This window comes from Gordonia sp. LMA484 (assembly GCF_058129505.1).
The window spans coordinates 6,232,847-6,256,014 of sequence record NZ_CM176700.1 but is presented as its reverse complement, the minus strand read 5'-3'; the positions used below and the strand labels follow the sequence as shown (position 1 = coordinate 6,256,014).

At 65.5% G+C, this 23,168-nt stretch carries 19 protein-coding genes and 1 pseudogene; 11 read left to right on the top strand and 9 right to left on the bottom strand.

What is annotated here, in order from left to right:
- Window positions 1-153 precede the first annotated feature (153 nt).
- Window positions 154-822 carry a GntR family transcriptional regulator gene (locus AC4AMJ_RS27825; protein WP_489918534.1) on the bottom strand — a complete coding sequence of 223 codons (669 nt, stop codon included), beginning with the start codon at window positions 820-822 and terminating at the stop codon, window positions 154-156.
- A gap of 198 nt (window positions 823-1,020) precedes the next feature.
- Here AC4AMJ_RS27825 and AC4AMJ_RS27820 point away from each other — a divergent pair, with 198 nt between their 5' ends.
- The 4 genes from AC4AMJ_RS27820 (at window position 1,021) to AC4AMJ_RS27805 (ending at window position 5,688) form a co-directional block, all read left to right on the top strand.
- A complete protein-coding gene (locus AC4AMJ_RS27820) occupies window positions 1,021-2,415 on the top strand; it encodes a sugar porter family MFS transporter (protein ID WP_489916163.1) in 1,395 nt (464 codons plus the stop codon).
- Window positions 2,412-3,353, top strand: coding sequence for an N-acetylglucosamine kinase (locus AC4AMJ_RS27815; protein ID WP_489916161.1), 942 nt, complete (start codon window positions 2,412-2,414; stop codon window positions 3,351-3,353). The genes AC4AMJ_RS27820 and AC4AMJ_RS27815 overlap by 4 nt, the downstream gene beginning before the upstream one ends.
- 77 nt (window positions 3,354-3,430) lie before the next feature.
- Entirely contained in the window at window positions 3,431-4,450 is a 1,020-nt protein-coding gene (locus AC4AMJ_RS27810) for an SIS domain-containing protein (RefSeq protein ID WP_489918533.1), read from the top strand.
- Window positions 4,447-5,688, top strand: coding sequence for an N-acetylglucosamine-6-phosphate deacetylase (locus AC4AMJ_RS27805; protein ID WP_489916159.1), 1,242 nt, complete (start codon window positions 4,447-4,449; stop codon window positions 5,686-5,688). Before AC4AMJ_RS27810 ends, AC4AMJ_RS27805 begins: the two co-directional genes overlap by 4 nt.
- Here the strand turns inward: AC4AMJ_RS27805 and AC4AMJ_RS27800 are convergent.
- Window positions 5,655-6,224 (bottom strand): DUF4333 domain-containing protein, encoded by a 570-nt coding sequence (locus tag AC4AMJ_RS27800; protein ID WP_489916157.1) that lies wholly within the window; start codon window positions 6,222-6,224, stop codon window positions 5,655-5,657. The genes AC4AMJ_RS27805 and AC4AMJ_RS27800 overlap by 34 nt on opposite strands.
- Window positions 6,225-6,558: 334 nt before the next feature.
- Between AC4AMJ_RS27800 and AC4AMJ_RS27795 the strand changes: the two genes are divergently transcribed.
- A complete protein-coding gene (locus AC4AMJ_RS27795) occupies window positions 6,559-8,172 on the top strand; it encodes an FMN-binding glutamate synthase family protein (protein ID WP_489897878.1) in 1,614 nt (537 codons plus the stop codon).
- A 29-nt stretch (window positions 8,173-8,201) separates the two neighbouring features.
- On the top strand, window positions 8,202-9,923 hold the full coding sequence (locus AC4AMJ_RS27790; protein WP_489916155.1) for a thiamine pyrophosphate-dependent enzyme: 1,722 nt from the start codon (window positions 8,202-8,204) through the stop codon (window positions 9,921-9,923).
- A 6-nt stretch (window positions 9,924-9,929) separates the two neighbouring features.
- Here the strand turns inward: AC4AMJ_RS27790 and AC4AMJ_RS27785 are convergent, their stop codons facing one another.
- Window positions 9,930-10,604: a hypothetical protein gene (locus tag AC4AMJ_RS27785; RefSeq protein ID WP_489916153.1), complete on the bottom strand. Its 675-nt coding sequence runs from the start codon at window positions 10,602-10,604 to the stop codon at window positions 9,930-9,932.
- Window positions 10,605-11,756: 1,152 nt separating this feature from the next.
- Between AC4AMJ_RS27785 and AC4AMJ_RS27780 the strand changes: the two genes are divergently transcribed.
- Window positions 11,757-13,103 carry a DUF1214 domain-containing protein gene (locus tag AC4AMJ_RS27780; protein ID WP_489901075.1) on the top strand — a complete coding sequence of 449 codons (1,347 nt, stop codon included), beginning with the start codon at window positions 11,757-11,759 and terminating at the stop codon, window positions 13,101-13,103.
- On the opposite strand, the pseudogene AC4AMJ_RS27775 reads toward AC4AMJ_RS27780, so the two are convergent.
- Window positions 13,104-13,226, bottom strand: a pseudogene (locus AC4AMJ_RS27775) (three-helix bundle dimerization domain-containing protein); the annotation flags it as partial.
- A 163-nt stretch (window positions 13,227-13,389) separates the two neighbouring features.
- Entirely contained in the window at window positions 13,390-14,157 is a 768-nt protein-coding gene (gene ppk2 / locus AC4AMJ_RS27770; protein ID WP_489901076.1) for a polyphosphate kinase 2, read from the bottom strand.
- A 462-nt stretch (window positions 14,158-14,619) separates the two neighbouring features.
- Here ppk2 and AC4AMJ_RS27765 point away from each other — a divergent pair, with 462 nt between their 5' ends.
- From AC4AMJ_RS27765 to AC4AMJ_RS27750, 4 genes are read left to right on the top strand one after another with little or no spacing between them, the layout of a single operon-like run.
- Complete coding sequence (locus AC4AMJ_RS27765; RefSeq protein ID WP_489897881.1) at window positions 14,620-15,114, top strand: MarR family winged helix-turn-helix transcriptional regulator; 495 nt, start codon at window positions 14,620-14,622, stop codon at window positions 15,112-15,114.
- Window positions 15,114-15,950, top strand: a complete 837-nt coding sequence (locus tag AC4AMJ_RS27760) for an MSCRAMM family protein (RefSeq protein WP_489916151.1) — start codon at window positions 15,114-15,116, stop codon at window positions 15,948-15,950. The genes AC4AMJ_RS27765 and AC4AMJ_RS27760 overlap by 1 nt, the downstream gene beginning before the upstream one ends.
- Complete coding sequence (locus tag AC4AMJ_RS27755; RefSeq protein ID WP_489897883.1) at window positions 15,947-16,753, top strand: YceI family protein; 807 nt, start codon at window positions 15,947-15,949, stop codon at window positions 16,751-16,753. Before AC4AMJ_RS27760 ends, AC4AMJ_RS27755 begins: the two co-directional genes overlap by 4 nt.
- Window positions 16,754-16,803: 50 nt before the next feature.
- Window positions 16,804-19,335, top strand: a complete 2,532-nt coding sequence (locus AC4AMJ_RS27750) for an MFS transporter (RefSeq protein ID WP_489916149.1) — start codon at window positions 16,804-16,806, stop codon at window positions 19,333-19,335.
- A gap of 189 nt (window positions 19,336-19,524) precedes the next feature.
- Here the strand turns inward: AC4AMJ_RS27750 and ehuA are convergent, their stop codons facing one another.
- From ehuA to ehuB, 4 genes are read right to left on the bottom strand one after another with little or no spacing between them, the layout of a single operon-like run.
- A complete protein-coding gene (gene ehuA / locus AC4AMJ_RS27745; RefSeq protein ID WP_489918532.1) occupies window positions 19,525-20,286 on the bottom strand; it encodes an ectoine/hydroxyectoine ABC transporter ATP-binding protein EhuA in 762 nt (253 codons plus the stop codon).
- Window positions 20,287-20,335: 49 nt separating this feature from the next.
- Window positions 20,336-20,980: an ectoine/hydroxyectoine ABC transporter permease subunit EhuD gene (ehuD, locus tag AC4AMJ_RS27740; protein WP_489916147.1), complete on the bottom strand. Its 645-nt coding sequence runs from the start codon at window positions 20,978-20,980 to the stop codon at window positions 20,336-20,338.
- Window positions 20,977-21,708, bottom strand: a complete 732-nt coding sequence (gene ehuC / locus AC4AMJ_RS27735; RefSeq protein WP_489897886.1) for an ectoine/hydroxyectoine ABC transporter permease subunit EhuC — start codon at window positions 21,706-21,708, stop codon at window positions 20,977-20,979. Before ehuC ends, ehuD begins: the two co-directional genes overlap by 4 nt.
- 18 nt (window positions 21,709-21,726) lie before the next feature.
- Entirely contained in the window at window positions 21,727-22,623 is an 897-nt protein-coding gene (gene ehuB, locus AC4AMJ_RS27730; RefSeq protein ID WP_489897887.1) for an ectoine/hydroxyectoine ABC transporter substrate-binding protein EhuB, read from the bottom strand.
- Window positions 22,624-23,168 lie beyond the last annotated feature (545 nt).

The following is a 23,168-nucleotide window of genomic DNA, read 5'->3' as shown; positions in this document are numbered from 1 at the left end:
GATCACCGAGGGGTTGCGTCGGGTTTGCTCGACCATCGATGTCGAACCGTCACACGATGATCGGTGGTCGGTCCGATGTCCGAGGTTCGCTGCAGCGACCGGGGACCCCAATCCATCTGGGACGCAGGACATCGGTGTGAAACCTGTGCTGTGTCAGAGTTTGCCGCGAGCGACGAACCGTACCCGGTCGCCGCGATAGTGGGACCGCGTCCATTCGACGATCCGTCCCGCTGCGTCGCGCGAGCACCGATCGATCAGCAGCAACGGGGCACTGATCGGCACGTTCAGGTGTCCGGCCTGCTCGGGCGCCGCCAACGCGGTCTGCACGCAGTCCTCGACGTCGCTGATCGCGATCCCGAACTCGTCCCGCAGCGTCGCGTACAGCGATCCGTTCGCATCCACGCGGTCCGCCAGTCCGGTGAGATCGCCCGGCAGGTGGGCGGTCTCCAGCGCGAGCGGCTCTCCGCCGACGATGCGCAGCCGGGTGAGGATGAGAACGGGCGCGCCGATGTCGATGGCCAGATGCGAGGCGGTCTCGGCGTCTGCTGGGGCGTTGGTGGCCGCGAGCACCCGGGATTCCACTGACATACCCATGGCCTGCAGGTCATCGCTGAACGAGGTGAGCTGTCGCATCAGGACCGGCTTCGGCGCCTCGATGAAGTTGCCGCTCCCCTGCGTACTGCTCAGGACCCCTTCGGCCGAGAGCTCGGCCAGCGCCTTGCGCAACGTGGTGCGCGACGTCCCCAACTCGGCAGCCAGTTTTCGCTCCGGAGGCAGGGACGCTCCCGGACCCAGGCTGGTGATGCGCTCCTTGACGGCCATCTTGACCTGGAAGTATCGCGGCCCCGATGGCGTGCGCTGCGGCTGCGCGGCTGACGACTGTGCGGATGTGGCGGACACGGAATTCGACCCTACCCATTGACGAACGCAATTGGTATATGCCAATGTTGTCCCCGTCACACAAATTGGTGTATACCAATTGCCACGAGAACGGGAGTACCAATGACGACTATGAGTGTGATGAGTCGCAGGTCGACCTCCGGCGCACTCGTCGGCGCCGCCGCCGCGAGTGTCGGCGTCATCTACGGCTACGACAGCAGCAACATCGGTGCTGCGCTGAACTTCATCGCCGAGGACTTCGGGCTCGGCGACGGCGGGAAACAAGCCCTCGCGACAGTGGTGGTGATCGGCGAGATCATCGGGGCCATCGCCGCCGGCTGGGTCGCGAACAGGATCGGCCGCAAATGGTCGATGGTCGCGGTCGCCGCCACCTACTGTCTGTTCGCCCTGCTCAGTGCACTGGCACCCACCAACGGCGCCCTGCTCACCGCGCGCTTGCTCCTCGGCGTCACGATCGGACTCTCGGTCGTGATCGTGCCGGTCTTCGTCGCCGAGTCCGCGGCTCCACACCGGCGCGGAGCGATGCTGGTCGCCTACCAGGTCGCCACGATCGTCGGCATCATCGCCGGCTACGTCGTCGGCTACTTCTTGGCCGGGGCGTCGGCCTGGCGCTGGATGCTGGGTCTGGCGGCCATCCCTGCCCTGCTCGTCACGCTGCTGATCCTGCGGATGCCCGACACACCGCGCTGGTACGTGTCGCGCGGCAGGTTCGACGAGGCTCGCGATGCGCTCCGCGGCATCGAGCCGGATGCCGACATCGACCTCGAGATCGGTGAGATGCGCGCGGCTCTCGCCGACGAAACGGGTGGCCGGCTCTCGGAGATGTTCCGCAAACCCTGGATGCGCGCAACGGTCTTCGTCGTCGGCCTGGGATTCCTGATCCAGATCACCGGCATCAACGCCGTCGTCTACTACAGCCCGAAACTGTTCGAGGACATGGGCTTCAGCGGCGATTTCGGCACCCTCATGATGCCGGCGTTCGTCCAGATCGCAGGCCTCGCGGCGGTCATCACCTCACTGTTCACCGTCGACCGGATGGGTCGGCGCCCCATCCTGCTCGGTGGCATCGCGGCCATGGTGGTCGCCACCGTCATGCTGATCGTCACCTACGGCCCGCTGCACGGGAACGGTGCGGCCGCACACGTCCTCGGGTTCGGCGGACTCATCGTGTTCACGATGGGCTTCTCCTTCGGTTTCGGCGCCCTGGTCTGGGTGTATGCCGGAGAGGCCTTCCCCGCTCGACTCCGCTCGTACGGTTCCTCGATGATGCTGACCTCCGATCTGGTCGCCAACGCGATCGTCGCGGCCTTCACGCTGTCGCTCATCAACCTGATCGGCGGCGCCGGAACATTTGCCATCTTCGGCGCCTTCGCGCTCGTCGGCCTGGTCTTCGTCTACGCCCTCGCGCCGGAGACGAAGGGTCGTAAGCTCGAGGACATCCAGCACTATTGGCAGAACGGCGGACAATGGCCGACTGATGGCTCGGTCTCCGAACCGGTTGGTGATCCGCGATGACCCGATCAGGGGCGAACGGCACGGCGATCATCGCCTTCGACATCGGCGGCTCCAAGACCCACGCGGTTCGGGCGGTGGACGGGACGATCATGCGCGAGGCGGTGGTCGGCAGCGCCAACGTGTCCTCGGTGGGCGACGCCGAGGCCGGCCACCAGCTCGATCTCGCCATCGAGAGGCTCGGCGGGAACCAGGATGTCCGGGCCGTGTGCGCCGGGGCAGCCGGTGTCGACACCCCCGCGACGGTCCGTCGACTGCACGACCTGATCACCGACCGTCTGCCCTGCGCCCGGGTACAGATCGTGCACGACAGTCAGCTGATCCTCGCGGCCGCCGGTGTGGAGAACGGCATCGCACTGATCTCGGGCACGGGGTCGGTTGCGTGGGGGCGCAACGGTTCGCGCACGGCCCGCGCCGGCGGGTGGGGATACCTGCTCGGCGATGAGGGCAGCGGTTACTGGGTGGCCCGCGAGGCCGTGCGCCGGACATTGGCGTGCGCCGACAGCGGCGCGGCCCCCGGCCAGCTGGGTCAGCTCCTGGCCGCCGACTGCGGCCTCCCCGACGCCACCGAGTTGCTGAATCACTTCTACACCCAGACGGATCGGCGCTACTGGGCCGGGCGGGGCCGGGTGGTGTTCGAACTGGCCAAGGCGGGAGATCCCACCAGCCACAGCATCGTCGCCGACGCCGCCGCGGCACTCGCCGGGTTGGCCGCCCAGGTCTCGGCACGTCTCGATCTCACCGGCCCCGTCGTGATCGCGGGCGGACAGGCGGTGAACCAACCGCTGCTCGCTGCGGCGGTCGCTTCCGAACTCGCACAACGTGGTCTGACACAGACTCGAGTTCTGGACATCGACCCGGTCGGTGGTGCGGTAGAGCTCGCGACCCGATTGCTCGCCGACTGTCCCCGACCACCCGACCAACCGCGTGAGGACTCATGACCACCGACCTGATCATTTACGACAACCTCGAGGAAACACTCATGACCACGAGCCAGGACACCGCACCGGGCCGCCTGATGGCGGCGGAGATCGCCGAACAACCGACACGATGGCGGCAACTGTTGGCCGAGGGCCGTGCCCCCATCGCCGAGATCGCCGCCCAGATCAGCTCCCGTCGACCACGATTCGTACAATTCGTGGCCCGCGGCACCAGCGACCACGCGGCGCTGTACGCCAAATACCTGGTGGAGATCATCCATCAGATACCGGCCGGCCTGGTCTCACCGTCGACGATGACCGTGTACGGCGCCCGCCCCGACCTGCGCGACGTGTTGTACATCGCCGTGAGCCAGTCGGGCGGATCCCCGGATCTGGTCCAGTCGGTCGACGTCGCCCGGGCACAGGGCGCCCTGACCCTCGCGGTCACCAACAATGAGTCGTCGCCGCTGTCGGATGCCGCCGAACTGCACATCAATGTTTTTGCCGGGCCGGAGAAATCGGTGGCGGCCACCAAGTCGTACACGGCCGAGTTGCTCTCGCTCTATCTGTTGATGGACGGCATCGCGGGCGGCGACGGCTCCGCGGCGGCACCACTTCCGGACCTCGGAGAGCAGATCCTGGAAGCCGACGATCGGGTCCGCGCGGTGGCCCAGCGCTATCGCTTCGCGCAGCGCCTCATCACCACCGGACGCGGCTACTCCTACCCGACCGCGCGCGAGGCGGCATTGAAGCTCATGGAGACGTCTTACCTTTCCGCACAGGCGTTCTCGGGCGCCGATCTGCTCCATGGTCCACTGGCCACCGTGGACCCGCAGGTTCCGGTACTGGCGGTGGTGCCGGCCGGGGCGGGCGGAGATGCGATGGTGCCGGTCCTCGAGCGGCTCGCCGAACGGGACGCCGACGTCTTCGGCGTGGGGTCGGCCGAACGGATCGCCCACCTGACCGGAGGCATCGAGCTTCCCGACGCACTGCCCGACGCGCTCTCGCCGATGCTGGAGATCATCCCGCTGCAACAACTGTCACTCCACCTGGCGATCGCACGCGGCGGTGATCCCGACACCCCGCGCGGGCTTCGGAAGGTCACGGAGACGCTGTGACGCGGCCCACCGAGAGTGCCGCGACACTTCTCGTCACGGCGTCGGCGATCGTCAGCGGCGGCCGAGTCCTGCGACCCGGCTGGTTCACCAGCCGGAACGGCCGCGTCGTCGACGTCGGCGAGGGCACACCACCGCGTCCTGCGGATCTGAATTTTCTTACCGCGACAGTCGTTCCGGGCTTTGTCGACATGCACGTCCACGGCGGCGGTGGCGCCGACTACACCGACGGTGACGCCGCCGGCGCGCGCGACGCGGCGGCGTTCCATCGCTCGCACGGCACCACCACGACCATGGCCAGCCTCGTCAGCGCCGGACCGGACCAGCTGCTCGCCCAGGTGCGCGGCCTGCGGCCACTCGTCGCCGACGGCATCGTCGCCGGCATTCATCTCGAGGGCCCGTGGTTGAGCCATTCACGCTGCGGCGCACATGATCCCACTGTGCTGCGGAACCCCGACCCGACCGAGATCGATAGGCTGCTGCAGGTGGCCGACGGCGCGATCTCGATGGTGACGATCGCTCCGGAGCTCGACGGTGCGCTCGATGCGATCGAACGGTTCGCCGATGCCGGTGTGGTGGTCGCGGTGGGACACACCGAAGCGACCTACATGCAGACCCGGGCGGCGATCGGCGCCGGGGCACGCGTCGGTACGCATCTGTTCAATGCGATGCGCCCGCTTCATCATCGGGAACCCGGCCCGGTGCTGGCGTTGCTCGAGGACGAGCGGGTCACGGTCGAGATGGTCGGCGACGGGGTGCATCTTCATCAGGGGCTGCTCACCCATGTGGTCGCAGACGTGGGCGCTCGGCGGGTTGCGCTCGTCACCGACGCGATGTCGGCGGCCGGGATGACCGACGGTTCCTACCGGCTGGGGATTCTGGAGGTGGAGGTGACCGACGGGGTCGCGAGGGTGCGCGAGACCGGCGCCATCGCCGGCAGCACCGCGACCATGGGATTGTTGTTCGAGCGCGCGCTGGCCGCATTTCCCGGCCCTCTCGATGCGGCACTGCTCGCGGCGTCGGCGATGACGTCCACGACGCCGGCACGCGCCGTCGGCGTGGATGGCGCCGGCGATCTTGCACCGGGCTGCCGCGCCGACTGGGTGATCGTGGAGGACGGCCGGGTGTGCGATGTCTACCGAGCCGGCCTACCGATCGTCGACCATGGCACCCCTGACGATCGTGGGTACGCCCCCACGATGTCGCCTCACGACTCTCCGGCGGGCAGATCCCAGGAGTAGTTCACGGTCATCCCGTCTGCGCCCTTCATGTACAGGCGGAGCGGACCCGTCTGTCCCTCAGCGGTGGTGACCTGACAGGTCACGCTGGTCCCCGGTTGCGCCGCTATCTCCTGCTGTGGACACTCCACCGCGCTCAGCGTGTAGCCGGTCTGCTGGGCGAAACTGTCGCCGATCGACCCGACGATCGAATCGGCCAGCAACCGCTGCGAGCCGTCCTGCACGGTCCACGAGAAGTTGATGGTGTCGTTCCCGTCATCGACCTCTGTCACCTTGACGTCCCAGGTCGCGACCACGCCTTTCTCGGTGACCTTGCAGGTGGTGGCATCGCCGACCTCCGCGTCGACTCCACTGGTGCATTGGATCGAGTCGATCGGGTCGCCGGTCTTGGCAGCGGCCTCGTCGGAGAGTTTGCTCTGCAACTGCTCGGCACTCAGACCGTTCGAGTCACTGCCGCCGACCGACACCGAACACCCGGCGCCGACTAAGCTCAGCGCCACCACCGCGAGGCATCCCGCGAGCTGCCGTCTCGTGGTCATCTGACACTCCCCTCGAAGGCCGCGTGAGCGGATCCGTGACGCCACACAGCAACCACGTAATCGGGCTTTTCCGACAGTGTAATCCCAATGTGACCACCGATGCGGTCAATCGAGAATCACCCAAATCCTTTGTGAACCTTTCTAACCAACCGTTCACGCTTGCGATGCCCCGCACGTCGGACACACACATCCACATCCTCGCTCACCGCGACTGAGTAGACTCGACACCGAGGCCGCCTCCTGCCGTTCGACCAGACGACTCCATGCGTCGTCTGGGTAACAGCTCATCCCGGTGACAACTGATGTCCGAGTTGTCGCGAGAAGGAGGTATGCGATGCTCTACGCGGTGTTCCGGATAGCCGGGGTGTTCCTGCTCGCGGTCCTGGCTGTCTTATCGATAGTCGCGGCCGTGCTCGGCCCCTGGGGCTGGATCATCGCGGCGGTCATCCTGACCCCGCTTGCCGCGACCGGCGTCTACGACCTTCTCCAACGACGACATTCGGTGCTACGGAACTACCCGATCCTCGGGCACATGCGCTACCTCCTGGAAGCGGTGCGGCCCGAGCTGCAGCAGTACTTCATCGAACGGAACTTCGACGGACGGCCCTACGACCGCGATGTACGTTCGCTGATCTATGAACGCGCCAAGGGCACCGCGGCCGAGTTGTCCTTCGGTACCGAACGCGACATCGACGTCGACGGTTACGAATATCTCGTGCACTCGACCGCGCCACTCGATCCGCCCGACGAACCATTCCGGGTCCGCGTCGGTGGGCCCGACTGCACCCAACCGTACGACATGGCCCTGTTGAACGTATCGTCGATGAGCTTTGGGGCATTGTCGGCGAATGCGTTGCGCGCATTGAACAACGGAGCCCGTAAAGGTGGGTTCGCGCACGACACCGGCGAGGGCGGACTCACTCCGTATCACCTCGGCGGTGCCGACGTCGTCTGGGAGATCGGGTCGGGCTACTTCGGCACACGCACCGACGACGGGCATTTCGATCCGCATCAGTTCGCCGACAAGGCCGCGCACGATCAGGTCAAGTGCATCTCGGTCAAACTGAGCCAAGGGGCCAAACCGGGCATCGGCGGTGTGCTGCCCGCAGCAAAGGTCAGCGAGGAGATCGCCCGGTATCGCGGTGTACCCGCGGGCGAGAAGTGTGTGAGCCCGCCCGGGCATTCGGAGTTCTCGACGCCCCGGGAACTGATCGCGTTCATCGCCCGACTACGGGAGCTCAGCGACGGCAAGCCGGTCGGCATCAAGCTGTGTCTCGGTTCGCGGGTGGATGTCCTCGCCATCTGCAAGGCGATGCTCGCCGAGAACGTCACCCCGGACTTCATCATCGTCGACGGCGCCGAGGGCGGAACCGCCGCAGCACCATTGGAGTACGAGGACCACGTCGGCCTGCCCCTCACCGACGGCCTGATGACGATGCACAACACGCTCGTGGGCACCGGGCTCCGTGACCGAATCCGCATCGGCGCCAGCGGAAAGGTGGCCTCCGGCAACGACATCGTCAAACGATTGATCCAGGGCGCCGACTACACGAACGCCGCCCGCGCGATGATGATGGCAGTCGGCTGTATCCAGTCACAACGCTGTCACACCAACCATTGCCCGGTCGGCGTGGCCACCCAGGATCCGAGGCGGGCGCGGGCACTCGACGTCGCCGACAAGAGCGAACGCGCGTACCGCTATCAGAAATCGACGGTGGAACAGGCGATGCGACTGATGGCGTCGATGGGCATCACCGACGTGTCGCAACTGTCGCCTCATCTACTGCGCAAACGGATCTCGGCCACCGAGCAGCGCACCTACGCCGAAATCCACGAATGGCTCGAGACCGGCCAATTGCTCTCCGAGACACCACAATCCTGGCTATCCGACTGGGTCCGGGCCGATCCCGACTCGTTCGCGCCCGCGGGCCTGGCCATGAACAACTGATTCGAATCACCACGATCGAAGGGAACCAGATGACCACAGTCGCCGAGACCATCGTCTCCGCACTCGCCGACCTCGGCGTCCGACAGGTGTGGGGTGTCGTGGGAGATGCCCTGAACCCCATCACCGACGCCATTCGCACCGAGGATCGGATGGAGTGGATCGGGGTCCGACACGAGGAGGCAGCGGCCTTTGCTGCCGGCGCGCAGGCCCAGCTCACCGACACCCTCGGCGTGTGCATGGGCACCGTCGGTCCCGGCTCACTGCATCTCATCAACGGCCTCTACGACGCGAAGAAGTCACATGCACCGGTGCTGGCGATTTGCGGTCAGGTGCCGACATCGGAAGTGGGCAGCAACTTCTTCCAGGAGGTCGACAATCACGCCGTGTTCGCCGACGTCTCGGTGTATCAGGCCACCGTGACCGCGGGGTCCCAGATGCCGTATCTCCTCGAGCAGGCGGTGAATGCCGCACTCGCGCGACGCGGCGTCGCGGTGCTCACGATCCCCGGCGACGTCGGCGACCTCGACGTGCCCGAGAGCGAGACCCGGTTCATCGCCCCGGACCGCTGCACGGTGGCGTCGGCAGCCGATGTCACGGCAGCGGCCAAGATCCTCGACGCGGCGGAGAAGGTCACCATGCTCGTCGGTCAGGGCGCCCGCAGCGCCCGAGCCGAAGTACTCGGGGTGGCCGAGACACTGAGCGCCCCGATGGTTCTCACACTGAAGGCCAAGGAGGGGCTCGAGGCCGACAACCCCTTCCAGGTCGGGCAGAGCGGGCTGATCGGCAATCCGGCCGCGCATCTCGCGTTACATCAGGCTGACACCCTCCTTCTGGTGGGCACCGACTTCCCGTACCGCGACTGGCTTCCGCACGACAAGGCGGTGATCCAACTCGACGATCGTGCCGAACACATCGGGCGGCGCCTGACGGTGCGGCAGGGCCTGGTGGGTGACGCCAAAGAGACTTTGGCACAACTTCTTCCACTTCTCAAACCTAATGCCGACACCACGCACCTGGACCGTCATCGCAAGGAGTACGAGCTCTGGAACTCCGCGCAACGTCGGCTCGTCGACCCCGATCACGACAGCAGCACGGTGGGCGGAAGGATCCGCAAGCACATCGACAACCGCGACGACCTGATCCGCCCCGAGGTCGTCGCCGCAGCGGTCGATGCGGCCGCCGACGACGACGCGATCTTCACCACCGACACCGGGATGTCGACGGTGTGGCTGTCACGGTTCGTCGAGATGCGTGGCGATCGAAGGCTGTTGGGCTCGTTCAATCTGGGTTCGATGGCCAACGCGATGCCACAGGCGCTGGGCGCTGCGGCTCTCGACCGGTCCCGGCAGGTGGTTGCCTTCTGCGGCGATGGTGGCCTGATGATGCTTCTCGGGGATCTACGGACCGCGGTGACCTATCAGCTCCCGGCCACGTTCATCGTGTTCAACAATCATCGGCTCGGCATGGTGAAGCTCGAGCAGGAGCAGAGCGGCCTGCCCGAGTTCGGCACCGAACTCGACAATCCGGATCTCTCGGCGGTGGCAGCCGCGCTCGGGCTGAAGTCCCGTTTGGTGACGGATCCCGGCGCGGTCGCCGAGGCTGTCGCGGCAGGCCTGGCGGACGACGGCCCGGTGCTGCTGGACATTCACACCAATCCCAACGAGATCTCGATACCACCGCGGCCGACCGTCTCACAGGGCTGGGGCTTCGCCATCGCAAAGATCAAGGAGAGCTTGGGAAGTCCCGACTGACTGTCGCTAGGGCGGGTCGGGCGGGCCGACCGGGTCGGGCGAGCGAGAGGCCCGTGCGGCGACACCCCGCATCATGTCCCGCGACATGATGAGATCGGCGGGGACCACGAGCGTTTCACACAGGACACGCAGCCACCATGGCTGCATGGATGCGCGCCATCGGAAGACGAGCCGAGTGCGCGACCCGCCGCCGACCGGCGTGAGCACAAAAGCCCACGTCCAATCGAGCCGTGCCATGCCGGTTGTCCGCCAGCTCAACGGCAGGTGCGAGTTGGACCTCAGGACGAGGGCAGCACCCGGCCGCAACTGTATGACCGTGAACCCGCAGCGGGTCTCAGGCGATCCATCGGGCACGAAATCACCCACCCGAAGGTCCTGCAGTTCCGGCATGATCGTCTCGGCACTCGCGCGGTTCGCCGGGAACAACAGCCGGTCGACCCAACGAGAGGTGTACCAACCGCCTCGATGCCAGCCCATCTGAACCAGCCACGGCCACACCTGAACCGGCGCTGCGGCGATGGTGGTCGCATGTGTGCAGACGCACTGCGGCGTCGCGATGAGGTCATCGCCGGGCAGCGGCACCGTCTGCTCCGCGACGGTCGCGCCGAACGAATGGCCGAGACGGTTCGCGGCGAACCACCCCAGTCCGACTCCGGCCACGAGGACCTGCCACCCACGCATGAATCGATGACACACCCACCTGCACGGCGGGTATAGAGACCAAAGGCATCAGTATCCGTGCGAGGGGCTCCCCGTGCTGATCGAGTAGACGAGCGGTAGCGACGAGACACCCGCCGATGATCGAGCAGACCCCCTCTCGCTGATCGAGTAGTCGACGAGCGGCAGCGAGGACCCCTTCCGCTGATCGAGTAGTCGACGAGCGGCAGCGAGGACCCCTTCCGCTGATCGAGTAGTCGACGAGCCGCAGCGAGGACCCCTTCCGCTGATCGAGTAGTCGACGAGCCGCAGCGAGGACCCCTTCCGCTGATCGAGTAGTCGACGAGCCGCAGCGAGGACCCCTTCCGCTGATCGAGTAGTCGACGAGCCGCAGCGAGGACCCCTTCCGCTGATCGAGTAGTCGACGAGCCGCAGCGAGGACCCCTTCCGCTGATCGAGTAGTCGACGAGCCGCAGCGAGGACCCCTTCCGCTGATCGAGTAGTCGACGAGCCGCAGCGAGGACCCCTTCCGCTGATCGAGTAGTCGACGAGCCGCAGCGAGGACCCCTTCCGCTGATCGAGTAGTCGACGAGCGGCAGCGAGGAGACGTATCGAGATCCACTCTCCCACAACCAATTCTGCCTCAATGAACCCGAACCTCACGTCCCAACAAGATGTCTCACTCTCCTCAACACACCCCTTGACTCCGAACATCCGTTTGGAGTTCGAAATCGTTGAACAGCGGCCCCTCTGCTGATCGAGTAGGTTCCGAGCCGACAGGCGAAGGACCGTATTGAGATCACCGGCGACCCAGGTCTCGATACGCGACTCACTTCGTCCGCGGCTACTCGACCAGCAGATGCGACCACCGCCCGGGACCGCATCTGCCCCTTGAGAACTCCATTGAGTGAAACAGACACGGCGCCAGACGCTGTCGCGTACACCAGGCCCGCTCACCTGCCGACGGGTCCCACACCGTCATCCAAGTGAGGTCAATTCGGACAAATCCTGAGAAACTCCTGTGAAATGCCGGTCGGGCGCCTACCCTCGTAGCTGTCCATCAGGGGTACCGAAAGGGTCACCGTGCACGCGAACACGAGTTCGTCAGCAACGCAAACCAACGTCGCGCCTCACCGGAAACCCGTTGTGCGAAGAACCCTCTGGGCGTTGACATCGGTGATCGCCATGGTGCTCATGTCATTCGTCTCGGTCTCCGCGCCGGCACATGCCGCCGGCATCGAGTCACTGACCAAGCGCTATGTGGAGACGTTCTATCCACTGTGGTTGACCCAGCTCCAGTTCGACGTCGCGCCCCACAACCGCCTGATCGGCCCCGACACCGTCACACCGCTCTATCAGGGTGTGGTCGCCATCAACAATGACACCCTGTATGCCAGCTCCCCGGTGGACACCTCCGGCGGGGCGGTGATGGTCACAGTTCCCCGCACACCGGTGAGCTACTCGGTCCTGCTGCTTGATCCATACGGCAACACCTATCCCGTCGCGATCCCGTCCAAGGCGGCCGGGGTCAATACGCCGACGACCCTCTACGCCCTGGTCGCCCCCAATCACCGTGGCGGTGTGCCGGCAGGCGCCACGATGGTGCGTCTGCCGCATCCGTTCATGATCCTGATCTTCCGAGCCGATCGGTTCAGCAACAACCGGGATCTGACCGCGCAGGCCCGCACGTTCCGAGCAGGGCTCAAGATGCAGACGATCAGCGCCTGGCGCGGCAACCCTCAGGGAGGCGCCACAGCGGTCCGTTCGGTCGCCGAGTTCGCCTTACCGGTCAAGACCATGGCCGACAGCCTGATCAACACCGCACCCGTCGAGTTCGTGCGCCAGACGCAGCGAGCCGTCGGCAACACCTCGCGGGTTCCGCCACTCGCCCCCAAGCAGCGAGCCCTGGCCGCCGCTTTCAACCGTGTGTTCGCCGGCGGCTCCGACCCTGCCGTATGGCCTGCGGTCTCGTCGGGCGCACGTGCGGCTCACGCCGCGATCATCGGCAACTACCTCGGACACCGAGACCGGAACAAGTGGATTCATTTCACCAACATCGGCAAGTGGGGTGACAACGTCCTCGACCGTTCGTCGCTCAACGAATTCATCCAGTTCGGCAACGGAATCGCGACGGCCGCCTACTACCACGCATTCCTCGACCGGAATGGCGCCCCGCTCGACGGCAGCCGGCCGGGCGGATATGTTCTCACCTTCCCGGCACGAGCGATCCCGCAGGCGTCGCGGTTCTGGTCGTTGACGGCCTACACACCGAACTCGATCGAGCTGATTCCCAATGCCGCCGACAAGTACCTGGTGGCCGGCTACACACCGGGACTGGTGCGCAACCGCGACGGTTCCATCTCGATCCACATCGCGCGCGTCAAGCCGCCAGGGGTACCTGCGGCCAACTGGCTGCCGGTGGGGTTCCGCCCGTTCAACGTGATGCTGCGGCTGTACGGCGTGATCCCGGGTTCGAGCGCGGCGACCAACACCTACGTGCCGCCGGCGGTGGTCCCGCGCTGATCAGCCGGCGCGGTCCAATTCGCGGTTCGCGCGGCGCTCGACGAGAAGCGGGACAAAATCCCGCACTCTGATGCCGTCGAAGTGGCGGTAGGCACCCTGGACGGCCGTGACGACTTCCTCGGGTTCGCGTTCCGAGTGCGCATCGATCAGCCGGTCCTGTACCTCGCCGATCTGACGCACCTCGTCCTCGTTCGTTGGCTCCATAGGACAAGGCTAGTGACCTCACCCCGCGTCACGCTCGGCCCAAATGGCCTGTTCACTCGGCATTCATCCCGCTGAGACCGTCTCAATACCGAGCGGGAACCCTCGTCACCGGCAGAACCGGACTCTCGACGTCGCTCGGCTTGCGTTTGGGCAGGTCGATGTCGGGCGCTGCGAGCGGCGTGTAGGGCACCTGGTCGAGCAAGTGGGTGATGATGTTCAGTCGTCCACGCTTCTTGTCGTCGGTGTTCGCCACATACCACGGCGCCCAACCGGTGTCTGTGTAGCGGAACATGTCGTCGCGGGCACGGGTGTAGTCGTCCCAGCGCTCGTAGGACTTCACGTCCATCGGCGAGAGCTTCCAGTACTTGCGCGGGTCGTTGATCCGGCTCTCCAGCCGCTCGGTCTGCTGCTCCTCACTGACTTCGAGCCAGTACTTGATCAGGATGATGCCCGAGCGCACCATCGCGCGCTCGAACTCGGGCGTGTCGGAGAGAAACTGCAGCGACTGCTCCTCGGTGCAGAAGCCCATCACTCGCTCCACACCGGCACGGTTGTACCAACTCCGGTCGAAGATCACCACCTCACCGGCGGCGGGCAGGTGGGGGACGTAGCGCTGCATGAACATCTGCGACTTCTCGCGGTCTGTCGGTGTGGGCAGCGCCACCACCCGGAAGACCCGCGGGCTCACCCGCTCGGTGATCGCCTTGATGACGCCGCCCTTGCCCGCCGTGTCACGCCCCTCGAAGACGATGCAGATCTTGGCCCCGGTCGAGCGCACCCATTCCTGCATGGCCACGAGTTCCGCGTGCAGGCCCTTCAACTCCGAGCGGTATTCCTTGTTCTTCATCAGCGGACGCGTGGAGTCGGGTTCGTCCGAGCTGGACGAGGCCGGCCGCGACGGAGCGGTCGAGTGGCCGTGACCCTTCGCCTTCTTCTTCGCCTTGCCCTTCGACTTCTTGCTCACGGGTGACCTCCTCGAAGCCGGAACGTTCCGGACGTGCATCCGGACGCGTGCGAAGAAGAACTCTACGTCACCCACAAGTCCGAAATCGCGCGAAATCTCAGCGCGGTGGCGTCGCGCGGGATCCCGGCAATCTGGGACCACACCGCCTTTCGACCGACCGGCGGGAGGCCATTGTTGTCCGAAATCGGCTGATTTGCCGGGATTCTCGGACCGGATGTAGCCCACTTCACACCGTTTCGATGAGGCGTAGCGACCGACAATCACTTAGTCTGGCTAAGTAATTTTAATTTAGTCTTACTAAGTAGTTGTCTGTCGGAGGGACTTCACTCGATGGGCGAGGGTCGAACCATGGGTTTCACAACCACAGCATCACTAGGCGGCGCCGCTGCCGTGCACCGCGACTTCATCCGCATCCGCCGCGCGCTGCGGGCGAAGTCACCCGACGGCCCACTGTCCGCCGGGCAGATGTCTGCGTTGTGGACCATCTCGCAACACGCGCCCATCCGGGCGACCGAACTCGCCGACCGCGAAGGGGTCACCGGTCCGACGGTGTCGCGAGTGATCGCCTGCCTGGAGCGGTACGGAATGGTCACCCGCACAACCGATCCCCACGACGGCCGGGTAAGCCTGCTCACCCCGACCGACGCAGGGATCGGCTACATCGAGGGCGCGTCGTCGCGGAGTTCCGAACTCTTCGAGGTGGCACTGCGCCGCCTCGACGGACCTGAGCGCGACACGGTCCGACGTTCGATCCGGCTCCTCGCCGACACGATGTGCGAGCTCACACCAGCCGAGCCAGACAACTCTCATGGAGACGACACGACAACGGAGGGGGGAGCCTGATGCAGCCTGACACCAATGGTCACCGGCACGATCCGATCAACTCAGGCGTGACCGATGCGATGAGCGGCGTGATCCGCGGCCAGGTCCGGTCGGCCGGTGGAGATGCGCTCGGGGACGCCACGGTGACGGTGATCGACCCGAACGGCCGTCAGGCGGCGCGGTCGATCGCCGATGCCGCCGGCGGCTTTGTCGCCGAGGTGTCCGCGGGCGGGCACTACGTCCTGGTCGCCTCGGCCGCCGGATACGAACCGTCGGCGCTGACCATGACCGTCGGCAGCACACCGATCGATGTGGACGTCGTCCTGGCCTCGATGGCCGCACTCGGCGGCACCGTGACGACGTCAGCGACCGGTGAACCCGTGGCGACCGCAACCGTCGCGATCGCCGATCACACCGGCCATGTCAGCGCAACGGCCGTCACCGACGCCCAGGGCCGTTGGGTGGCGAGCGGATTGCCCGCAGGGACCTACACCGTGATCGTCACGGCTCCCGGATGCGATCCTGTGGCCGAACCGGTCACGATCGACCCGGCCGCGGGCGCGACGGTCGATGTCGTGCTGAGAACCGCAGCCGAACTCGGCGGGCTCATCAGCATCGGCTCCGGTGACTCCGTCGCACCCTTCACCCACAGCCAGGTCGCCCTCCTCAACGATGCCGGGGAGATGGCGGCCAGCGCTCTCACCGACGAGAACGGGCGCTACCTGTTCGCGAATCTGGCACCCGGCGACTACACGGTCATCGCGAATGGTTATGCCCCGCAGGCCGCGACGATCGACATAGAGGCCGGTCACGTCGTCACCCACGAATTCGTTCTCGGCGCAAAGGGGGAAGCATGAGCAGCACCATCACAGCACGCGTTTCGACGTCGAGCGGCAACCCACTGGATGCGGCGGTGATGACCGTGATGTCGCAATCCGGTGAACAGCGCGCCATCGCGCGCGCCGACACCGATGGTTCGGTTGCCGCCGCAGACCTGGACGCCGGCACGTACACCGTCGTGATCACCGCCGACGGCTATCAGCCGGCCGCACGCGTCGCCGTGGTGTCGGGCACCGGGCCGGTGAGCCTCGGTGAGATCACCGCGGCGCGCGCGGGCGGCGCACCGACGCCGGGGGCCGGGCGGTGGGAGATCGATCCGAGCCACTCCGCCATCGAGATCAGCGTGCGCCACTTCGGCATCGCCACGATCAAGGGCCGATTCACCGACTTCACCGGCCAGATCGAGGTACCCGAGGACGTCGAGCAATCGCGGGTGGTCGCCGAGATCAAGACCTCGAGCATCGACACCGACAACCGCACCCGCGACGACCACCTCCGGTCGGATGCCTTCTTCGACGTCGAGCAGTATCCGATCGCCGAGTTCCGGGCCACGCAGGTCCGTCCCGCCACCGATGAGACGTGGACGCTGGCCGGCTCCCTGACCCTGCGGGGAACCGCGGTACCGGTGACGCTCGAGATGACCTACCTCGGTGAGGTCGACGACCCCTGGGGCGGACACCGTGCAGGATTCCGCGCCACCGGCACGTTGCGGCGCAACGACTTCGGGATCAGCTTCGACGAGAAGCTGATCAGCGGGGTCGCACAGATCGGCGGTACCGCGACCGTGAATCTCGACATCCAGGCGACCCGGACACCGTAGTCCGTCACCGGCCGCATTGATCTTGTTCTCATAAATTCCGAAAGGCACCAATGTCACAGCACGCCGTGGCCGACACCGGCGGCGCCGCAGCGGGGCAGCCCAGCCGGGGCTCCCGCCAGCGTTCGCTCTCCGAACTTGGCCCCAACTACAAGTGGATCGCCCTGTCCAACACGACGTTGGGTATGCTGATCGCCACGATCAACAGCTCGATCGTGCTGATCGCGCTGCCCGACATCTTCAAGGGCATCCATCTCAATCCCCTTGAGCCCCAGAACACCAGCTACCTGCTGTGGATGATGATGGGCTTCCTCGTCGTCACCGCAGTACTCGTGGTCAGCTTCGGACGCCTCGGCGACATGTTCGGCCGAGCCCGCATGTACAACATGGGCTTCGCCATCTTCACCATCTCGTCGATCTTCCTGGCCATCACCTGGTTCGACGGCTCCGAAGCAGCGATCTGGCTCATCTTCTGGCGCATCGTCCAAGGCGTCGGCGGGGCATTCCTGATGGCCAACTCGTCGGCGATCCTCACCGACGCATTCCCCGCCAACCAGCGCGGACTGGCCATGGGCATCAACGGTGTGGCCGCGATCGCGGGCTCGTTCCTCGGCCTGCTCATCGGTGGCCTCCTGGCACCGATCCAGTGGCACTTCATCTTTCTCGTGTCGGTGCCGTTCGGCCTGGTCGGCACTGTCTGGGCGTACATGAAGCTGCACGACACCGGCGAGCGTCGCAAGGCCAAGATGGACTGGTGGGGCAACATCACGTTCGCCGTCGGCCTGATCGCGATCCTCATCGCGATCACCTACGGCATCCAGCCCTACGGCACGTCCAACATGGGCTGGGGTAACCCGTGGGTTCTCACCGGACTCATCGGCGGCGTCATCGTCCTCGCCATCTTCGTGCTCATCGAGACCAAGGTCGAGAGCCCGCTCTTCGAACTGTCGCTGTTCAAGAATCGCTCGTTCGCATTCGGCAACCTCGCCAACCTCATGGCGTCGATCGGCCGCGGCGGCCTGCAGTTCATCCTGATCATCTGGCTGCAGGGCATCTGGCTCCCGCAGCACGGCTTCGACTACTCACGCACACCGCTGTGGGCCGGTATCTACATGGTGCCCATGACGATCGGCTTCCTGCTCAGTGCTCCCATCTCGGGTGCGCTGTCGGACAAGCTGGGCACCAAGTGGTTCACCACGATCGGCATGCTCATCACCGCGGGCACCTTCGCCGGGCTGATCGCGATCCCGGTCGATTTCGACTACTGGGTCTTCGCGCTGATCATGTTGATCAACGGTATCGGCATGGGGCTCTTCGCCTCTCCGAACCGTGCCGAGGTGATGAACAGCCTGCCGATCACATCCCGAGGTTCGGGTGCGGGCATGATGACGACGTTCCAGAACGCTGCCATGGTGCTGTCCATCGGGCTGTTCTTCTCCCTGATGATCGCCGGGCTGAGCGCGCATCTGCCGACGGCGATGTTCAGCGGCCTCACCGCCAACGGCATGCCCGACGCTCCCGCGAACGGCATCGCCCACCTACCGACTGTCGGCATCCTGTTCGCCGCGTTCCTCGGCTACAACCCGATCCGTGAGGTCGGCGGCCAGGCGCTGCAGGGGCTTCCGCAGTCCGCGGTCGACCACCTGACCGGTCTGGACTTCTTCCCCCACCTGATCAGTGATCCGTTCTCCGACGGTCTGACCGCTGCGTTCACCTTCGCACTCATCTGCTGTGTGATCGGTGCGATCGCCTCGCTGTTCACCGGTTCGAAGAAGACGACCACCCCAGAGAGTGTGGGCGCCGAGCTGGCGGCGGTCGCCGCCGATGCCGGCATGGCGTCGTCGGCCGAGTTGATCGACGAAGCCCACATGTACGGCCCGCGCCATCGGCGGGACGCCACGAGTGTCGTCGGGTCGGCCGACGCCGAACCGACGGCGGACCGCCCGCGGATCGCCGGACGGATCACCGGATCGGACAGCGCACCGCTGCGCGGCGCGGCCGTCACAGTCACCGATGTGCGGGGGCATCAGGCCGGTACGACGGCGATCCACGACGACGGCACCTACGCGATCCGCGACCTCGCGGACGGTACGTACACCGTCATCGCCACGGCCCCGGGCCGATTGCCCAGGGCGCTGACCGTGTCGGTCGTCGGGGATTTGATCTTCCGGAGGGACTTCACCCTCGCCGGCGGATCGGTGATCAAGGGCCATGTCCGCGATGCGCACCGGCCGCTGCCGGCAAGCCTGATCGTCACCGATCAGTCGGGCGCGGTCGTCACGCGGGCGCACGCAGACTCCGACGGCAGCTTCGCCATCAACGGCGTGTCGGAGGGCGACACCGTCGCGGTCACGGCATCGGCTCCCGGCTATCAGCCCACGAGTCAGCTCGTCACCGTCGATTCGTCCGCACCCGCGGACATCGATCTGGTCCTGGTCGCCACCGGCGGGGTTCAGGGCACGGTGCGGACTCCGGACGGTGGTCCCCTGGCCGGCGCAACGGTGTCGGCGATCGGGCCGGATCAGACGATCGTCGCGTCGGTGACGACCGACGCGGACGGGCGCTACCGGATCGAGGGGGTCTGACCGATGCCCAGTTCACCGTGGTGGCCAACATGTACGAGCCCGCCGCAGTGCAGGTGAGCGTGGTCGCCGGACAGCGCAACACCGCCGACATCGGGCTGGGATCGGGGCGTAGACCCGCGGTCTCCTGACCCATCACACACAGCAGTCGGCCCGGCCGGGAGTTTCCCGACCGGGCCGACTGCTGTGTGGTCAGTGCTCGACGACCGCCTTGAGGAAGGTCCGGGTCCGCTCCTGCTGCGGAGCACCGAAGATCTGCTGCGGGGCGCCCTCCTCGACGATCCGTCCCTGATCGAAGACGAGCACCCGGTCGGCGACGTCGCGGGCGAACCCCATCTCGTGGGTGACGATGAGCATGGTGATGTCGGTCGTCTCGGCGATTCGTCGGAGTACCCCGAGCACGTCGGCGACGAGTTCGGGATCGAGCGCGGAGGTGACCTCGTCGAGCAACAGGATGTCGGGATCCATCGCGAGAGCACGTGCGATCGCCACGCGCTGCTGTTGTCCGCCGGAAAGTTTCGTCGGGTGAGCGTCTTCCTTGTCCTGCAGGCCGACCGTCGCCAGCAGTTCCCGGGCGCGGGCCACCGCCTCCGATTTGCTCTTTCCCAGTACATGAACGGGCGCCTCGGTGATGTTCTCCAGCACGGTCATGTTCGGGAAGAGGTTGAACTGCTGAAACACCATGCCGATCTTGGATCGGACGGCACGCAGATGTTTCTGCGACGCCTTGACCAGCTTGTCGCCCTTGTACATATGGGTGAGCGGTTCGCCCTCGACCCAGATCACTCCGTCATTGGCGTCCTCGAGGGTCATGAGCAGCCGAAGAATGGTGGTCTTGCCGGAACCACTCGGACCGATCAATGCGACTCTCTCGCCACGGGCCACGGTGAAGTCGAGGTGATCGAGGACCACGTGGTCGCCGAACCGCTTGACCACCTTGTCGAACACGATCATCGATGATCCGGTTGCGGCGGCTTCCGTGGTCGACACGGCGGCGCTCTCGTCAGTAGGCAAGTGTCTTCTCTAGCTTTCGGATCAGAATGGAGGTGGGGTAGCTCGCGATCAGGAAGATGACGCCGGCGATGGTGATCGGCTCCAGATACTGGAACGTCCGGGCACCGTATTGCTGCGCGGCGGTGACCATCTCGACCACCGTGATGGCGAACAGGAACGGGGTGTCCTTGAACATCGAGATCGCGTAGTTGCCCAGCGCGGGCGTGGTGTTCCGAATCGCCTGCGGCAGAACAACGGCACGCCACATCCGCCCGGCAGGCAACGAGAGTGCATGTGCTGCTTCCCACTGTCCGCGTGGGACGGAATCGATACCGGCCCGGTACACCTCCGCCATGTACGTGGAGTAATGAATGCCGAGTACCACAATGCCGATCTGCAGCGCGGTGAACTGCGGCAGCAGGTAGTAGGCAAAGAGCAACTGCACGACAAGCGGTGTGAGTCTGATGAATTCACAGACCATCCGCAAGGGGATGCTCACCACCGCAGGTCCCACCCGCCGCGCCACCGCGATCGCCAGGCCGAGCACGGCGGCTATCAGGAAACCCAGAACCGTTGCCAGCAGGGTGATCTTGAAACCCTCCAGCAGGAACGGGAGACAATCCGCAGCGCGCTGCCAGCTCCAGTTCACATTCATCGGCCGACCCCCACGTTCTCATCGATGCGCTCCGGCCGCAGACTCAGCACCTCACGCAACGTCGGGCCGACGCCGATCCTGGACTTCGCGCGCATCTCCAGCAGGTTCATGATCAGGGTCAACACGTACGCGAAGCAGAAGTACAGAACCAGCCCGACACCGAAGGAGAACAAGGTGTCGCCGGTACCCCGCCGCAACTGTTCGATCTCATAGGTGAGGTCCTGCAGCAGGATGAAGCTCGCCAGCGCGGTGCCCTTCATCAACTGGATGAGCAGGTTGTTCAACGGCGGGATCATTTGCACCCAGGCCTGCGGAAAGATGATCCGGTGCAGTCGCTGCCAGGTAGAGAAGTTCAGTGCCACTGCCGCTTCCCACTGCGGAGCGGGGATCGCCGCGAGCGATCCGCGGACCACCTCGGCGCCGTAGGCACCGTAATTGAGGCCCAACGCGAGGATGCCGCAGAACATCGGGTCCAGCTGGTAGCCGAAGAGTGGCAGCACATAGAACAGCCAGAACAGTTGGACCAGCAGTGATGTGCCCCGGAAGAACTCGACGAAGACGCGCGCGGTCCCCCGGATCACCATCCACCGCGCGCCTTCTGCAACCCCCAACACCAGGGCGAGCACAAAGGCCAGCGTCGCCCCGCCGAGAGTCAGATAGATCGTGGTGAGTATGCCTTCCTGGATGCGCGGCCACGCATCCAGGAAGGCATCGATGTTGTCACCCACAGGCGATTACCGACAGCCTCAGATGTTGCCCGCGCAGAGGTCGGCGGTCGTCAGGTTGGGATCGGGCAGCTCCTCCTTTGTGAAGCCGAACTTACCGACGATCGACAGGTACTTGTCCGGGTCCGACGTGATCTTCTTCAGCTCGGCGTTATACGCCTCGAGGAGGTCTTTGTCGTTGGTGCGGAACACGGTACCGCCCGCGCCCACCTGCGGTTTGCCGTCGATGACGGCGACAAAGGACGGCGTGACGTCGACCGGCGCGTCGGGGTTGTTGTTCTTCATCCAGTTCAGCGAGATCCCGGTCAACGCGAACACGTCCGCTCGGCCCGAGGTGACTGCATCCATCCCGTCCTGCGGCGTCGCGACCTGCATGTTGTTGATGCCGAGGCTCTTCGCGTAGTCAGACTCGATGGCGCCGGTCATGGTGGCCAGTCGAGCTCCGCTGTCGGCGACCGACTGCATGTTCGTGAGGTTCTTCGGGTTGCCGGTGGGCACCATCAGCGCGGTCGTGTAATTGAACTCGGGGTCGCTGAACGCCGCCTGCTTGCACCGTTCCGGCAGGATCGACATCCCGGCGCTGACCACGTCGAAGCGGTTTGCCTGCAGACCCGGGATGAGCGCTCCGAAGTCGGCGTTGACACCCTCGACGTTGTCGATGCCGAGTTGTTTGAAGATCTCGCGGTGCAGGGCCACGGTCGCACCGGTCAGCTGTCCGTTCTCCTCGAACGAATACGGCGCCTCACCTGCGAACCCGACCGTGACCGTCCCCTTGTCCTGCAGCTGCTGGAGCAGACTCGAATCACTGTCCGAGTCGGTCGACGAACAAGCCGCGAGACTTGCGGCCACCAGGGCGGCACACGCGAACGTACTCACCGATCGCCGGTGGACGAACCTCTTGACCAATGACAATGCCATGAACTCAGCCTTCCGGGAAACAGCCGGAACGCGCGCCGAGAAGACCGCAGTCATGTACTGCGGCCACCGGGCCAACGCCCAACTTCTCCGATTAGATCGCTTTCTGCGCTTGTGAACCTAACACGGATCACAGGCTGCGCTCAGGAGACCCTCAAGGTGCGCTTACCGTCGTCGACGCCAAAATGGCTTATTACCTGGGGTTTTCATCATAGGATGAGCACGCCGTCAAAATTCTTCGACAGCACAATACAAGTCCAGTTGCATATCGCGAAACAGTTTGTGTGGACATCGAATTCATCTGTGCTTCGTGAGGCTCCGAGCAGCCCCCGGCGCCTGAGGAGGTCCGGAGCGCCAGCGGGGCGCTACCGGAGGACCGCACCAATCTGCCCCCTGAGGAGGTCCGGAGCGCCAGCGGAGGACCGCACCCACCGCTCCCTGAGGTGGTCCGGAGCGCTAGCGGAGGACCGCACCAATCTGCCCCCTGAAGAGGTCCGGAGCGCCAGCGGAGGACCGTCACGAAGGGGCGCCCTTCGTGACGCATCCTC

Bases quoted from the DNA above. Each gene is read 5' to 3' on its own strand.
- AC4AMJ_RS27790 (WP_489916155.1), top strand. From the start codon at position 8,202: ATGACCACAGTCGCCGAGACCATCGTCTCCGCACTCGCCGACCTCGGC.
- AC4AMJ_RS27820 (WP_489916163.1), top strand. From the start codon at position 1,021: ATGAGTCGCAGGTCGACCTCCGGCGCACTCGTCGGCGCCGCCGCCGCG.
- AC4AMJ_RS27750 (WP_489916149.1), top strand. From the start codon at position 16,804: ATGTCACAGCACGCCGTGGCCGACACCGGCGGCGCCGCAGCGGGGCAG.
- AC4AMJ_RS27785 (WP_489916153.1), bottom strand. From the start codon at position 10,604: ATGCGTGGGTGGCAGGTCCTCGTGGCCGGAGTCGGACTGGGGTGGTTC.
- AC4AMJ_RS27765 (WP_489897881.1), top strand. From the start codon at position 14,620: ATGGGTTTCACAACCACAGCATCACTAGGCGGCGCCGCTGCCGTGCAC.
- AC4AMJ_RS27800 (WP_489916157.1), bottom strand. From the start codon at position 6,224: ATGACCACGAGACGGCAGCTCGCGGGATGCCTCGCGGTGGTGGCGCTG.
- AC4AMJ_RS27795 (WP_489897878.1), top strand. From the start codon at position 6,559: ATGCTCTACGCGGTGTTCCGGATAGCCGGGGTGTTCCTGCTCGCGGTC.
- ehuB (WP_489897887.1), bottom strand. From the start codon at position 22,623: ATGGCATTGTCATTGGTCAAGAGGTTCGTCCACCGGCGATCGGTGAGT.
- AC4AMJ_RS27760 (WP_489916151.1), top strand. From the start codon at position 15,114: ATGCAGCCTGACACCAATGGTCACCGGCACGATCCGATCAACTCAGGC.
- AC4AMJ_RS27810 (WP_489918533.1), top strand. From the start codon at position 3,431: ATGGCGGCGGAGATCGCCGAACAACCGACACGATGGCGGCAACTGTTG.
- AC4AMJ_RS27825 (WP_489918534.1), bottom strand. From the start codon at position 822: ATGGCCGTCAAGGAGCGCATCACCAGCCTGGGTCCGGGAGCGTCCCTG.
- AC4AMJ_RS27755 (WP_489897883.1), top strand. From the start codon at position 15,947: ATGAGCAGCACCATCACAGCACGCGTTTCGACGTCGAGCGGCAACCCA.
- AC4AMJ_RS27815 (WP_489916161.1), top strand. From the start codon at position 2,412: ATGACCCGATCAGGGGCGAACGGCACGGCGATCATCGCCTTCGACATC.
- ehuD (WP_489916147.1), bottom strand. From the start codon at position 20,980: ATGAATGTGAACTGGAGCTGGCAGCGCGCTGCGGATTGTCTCCCGTTC.
- ehuA (WP_489918532.1), bottom strand. From the start codon at position 20,286: ATGATCGTGTTCGACAAGGTGGTCAAGCGGTTCGGCGACCACGTGGTC.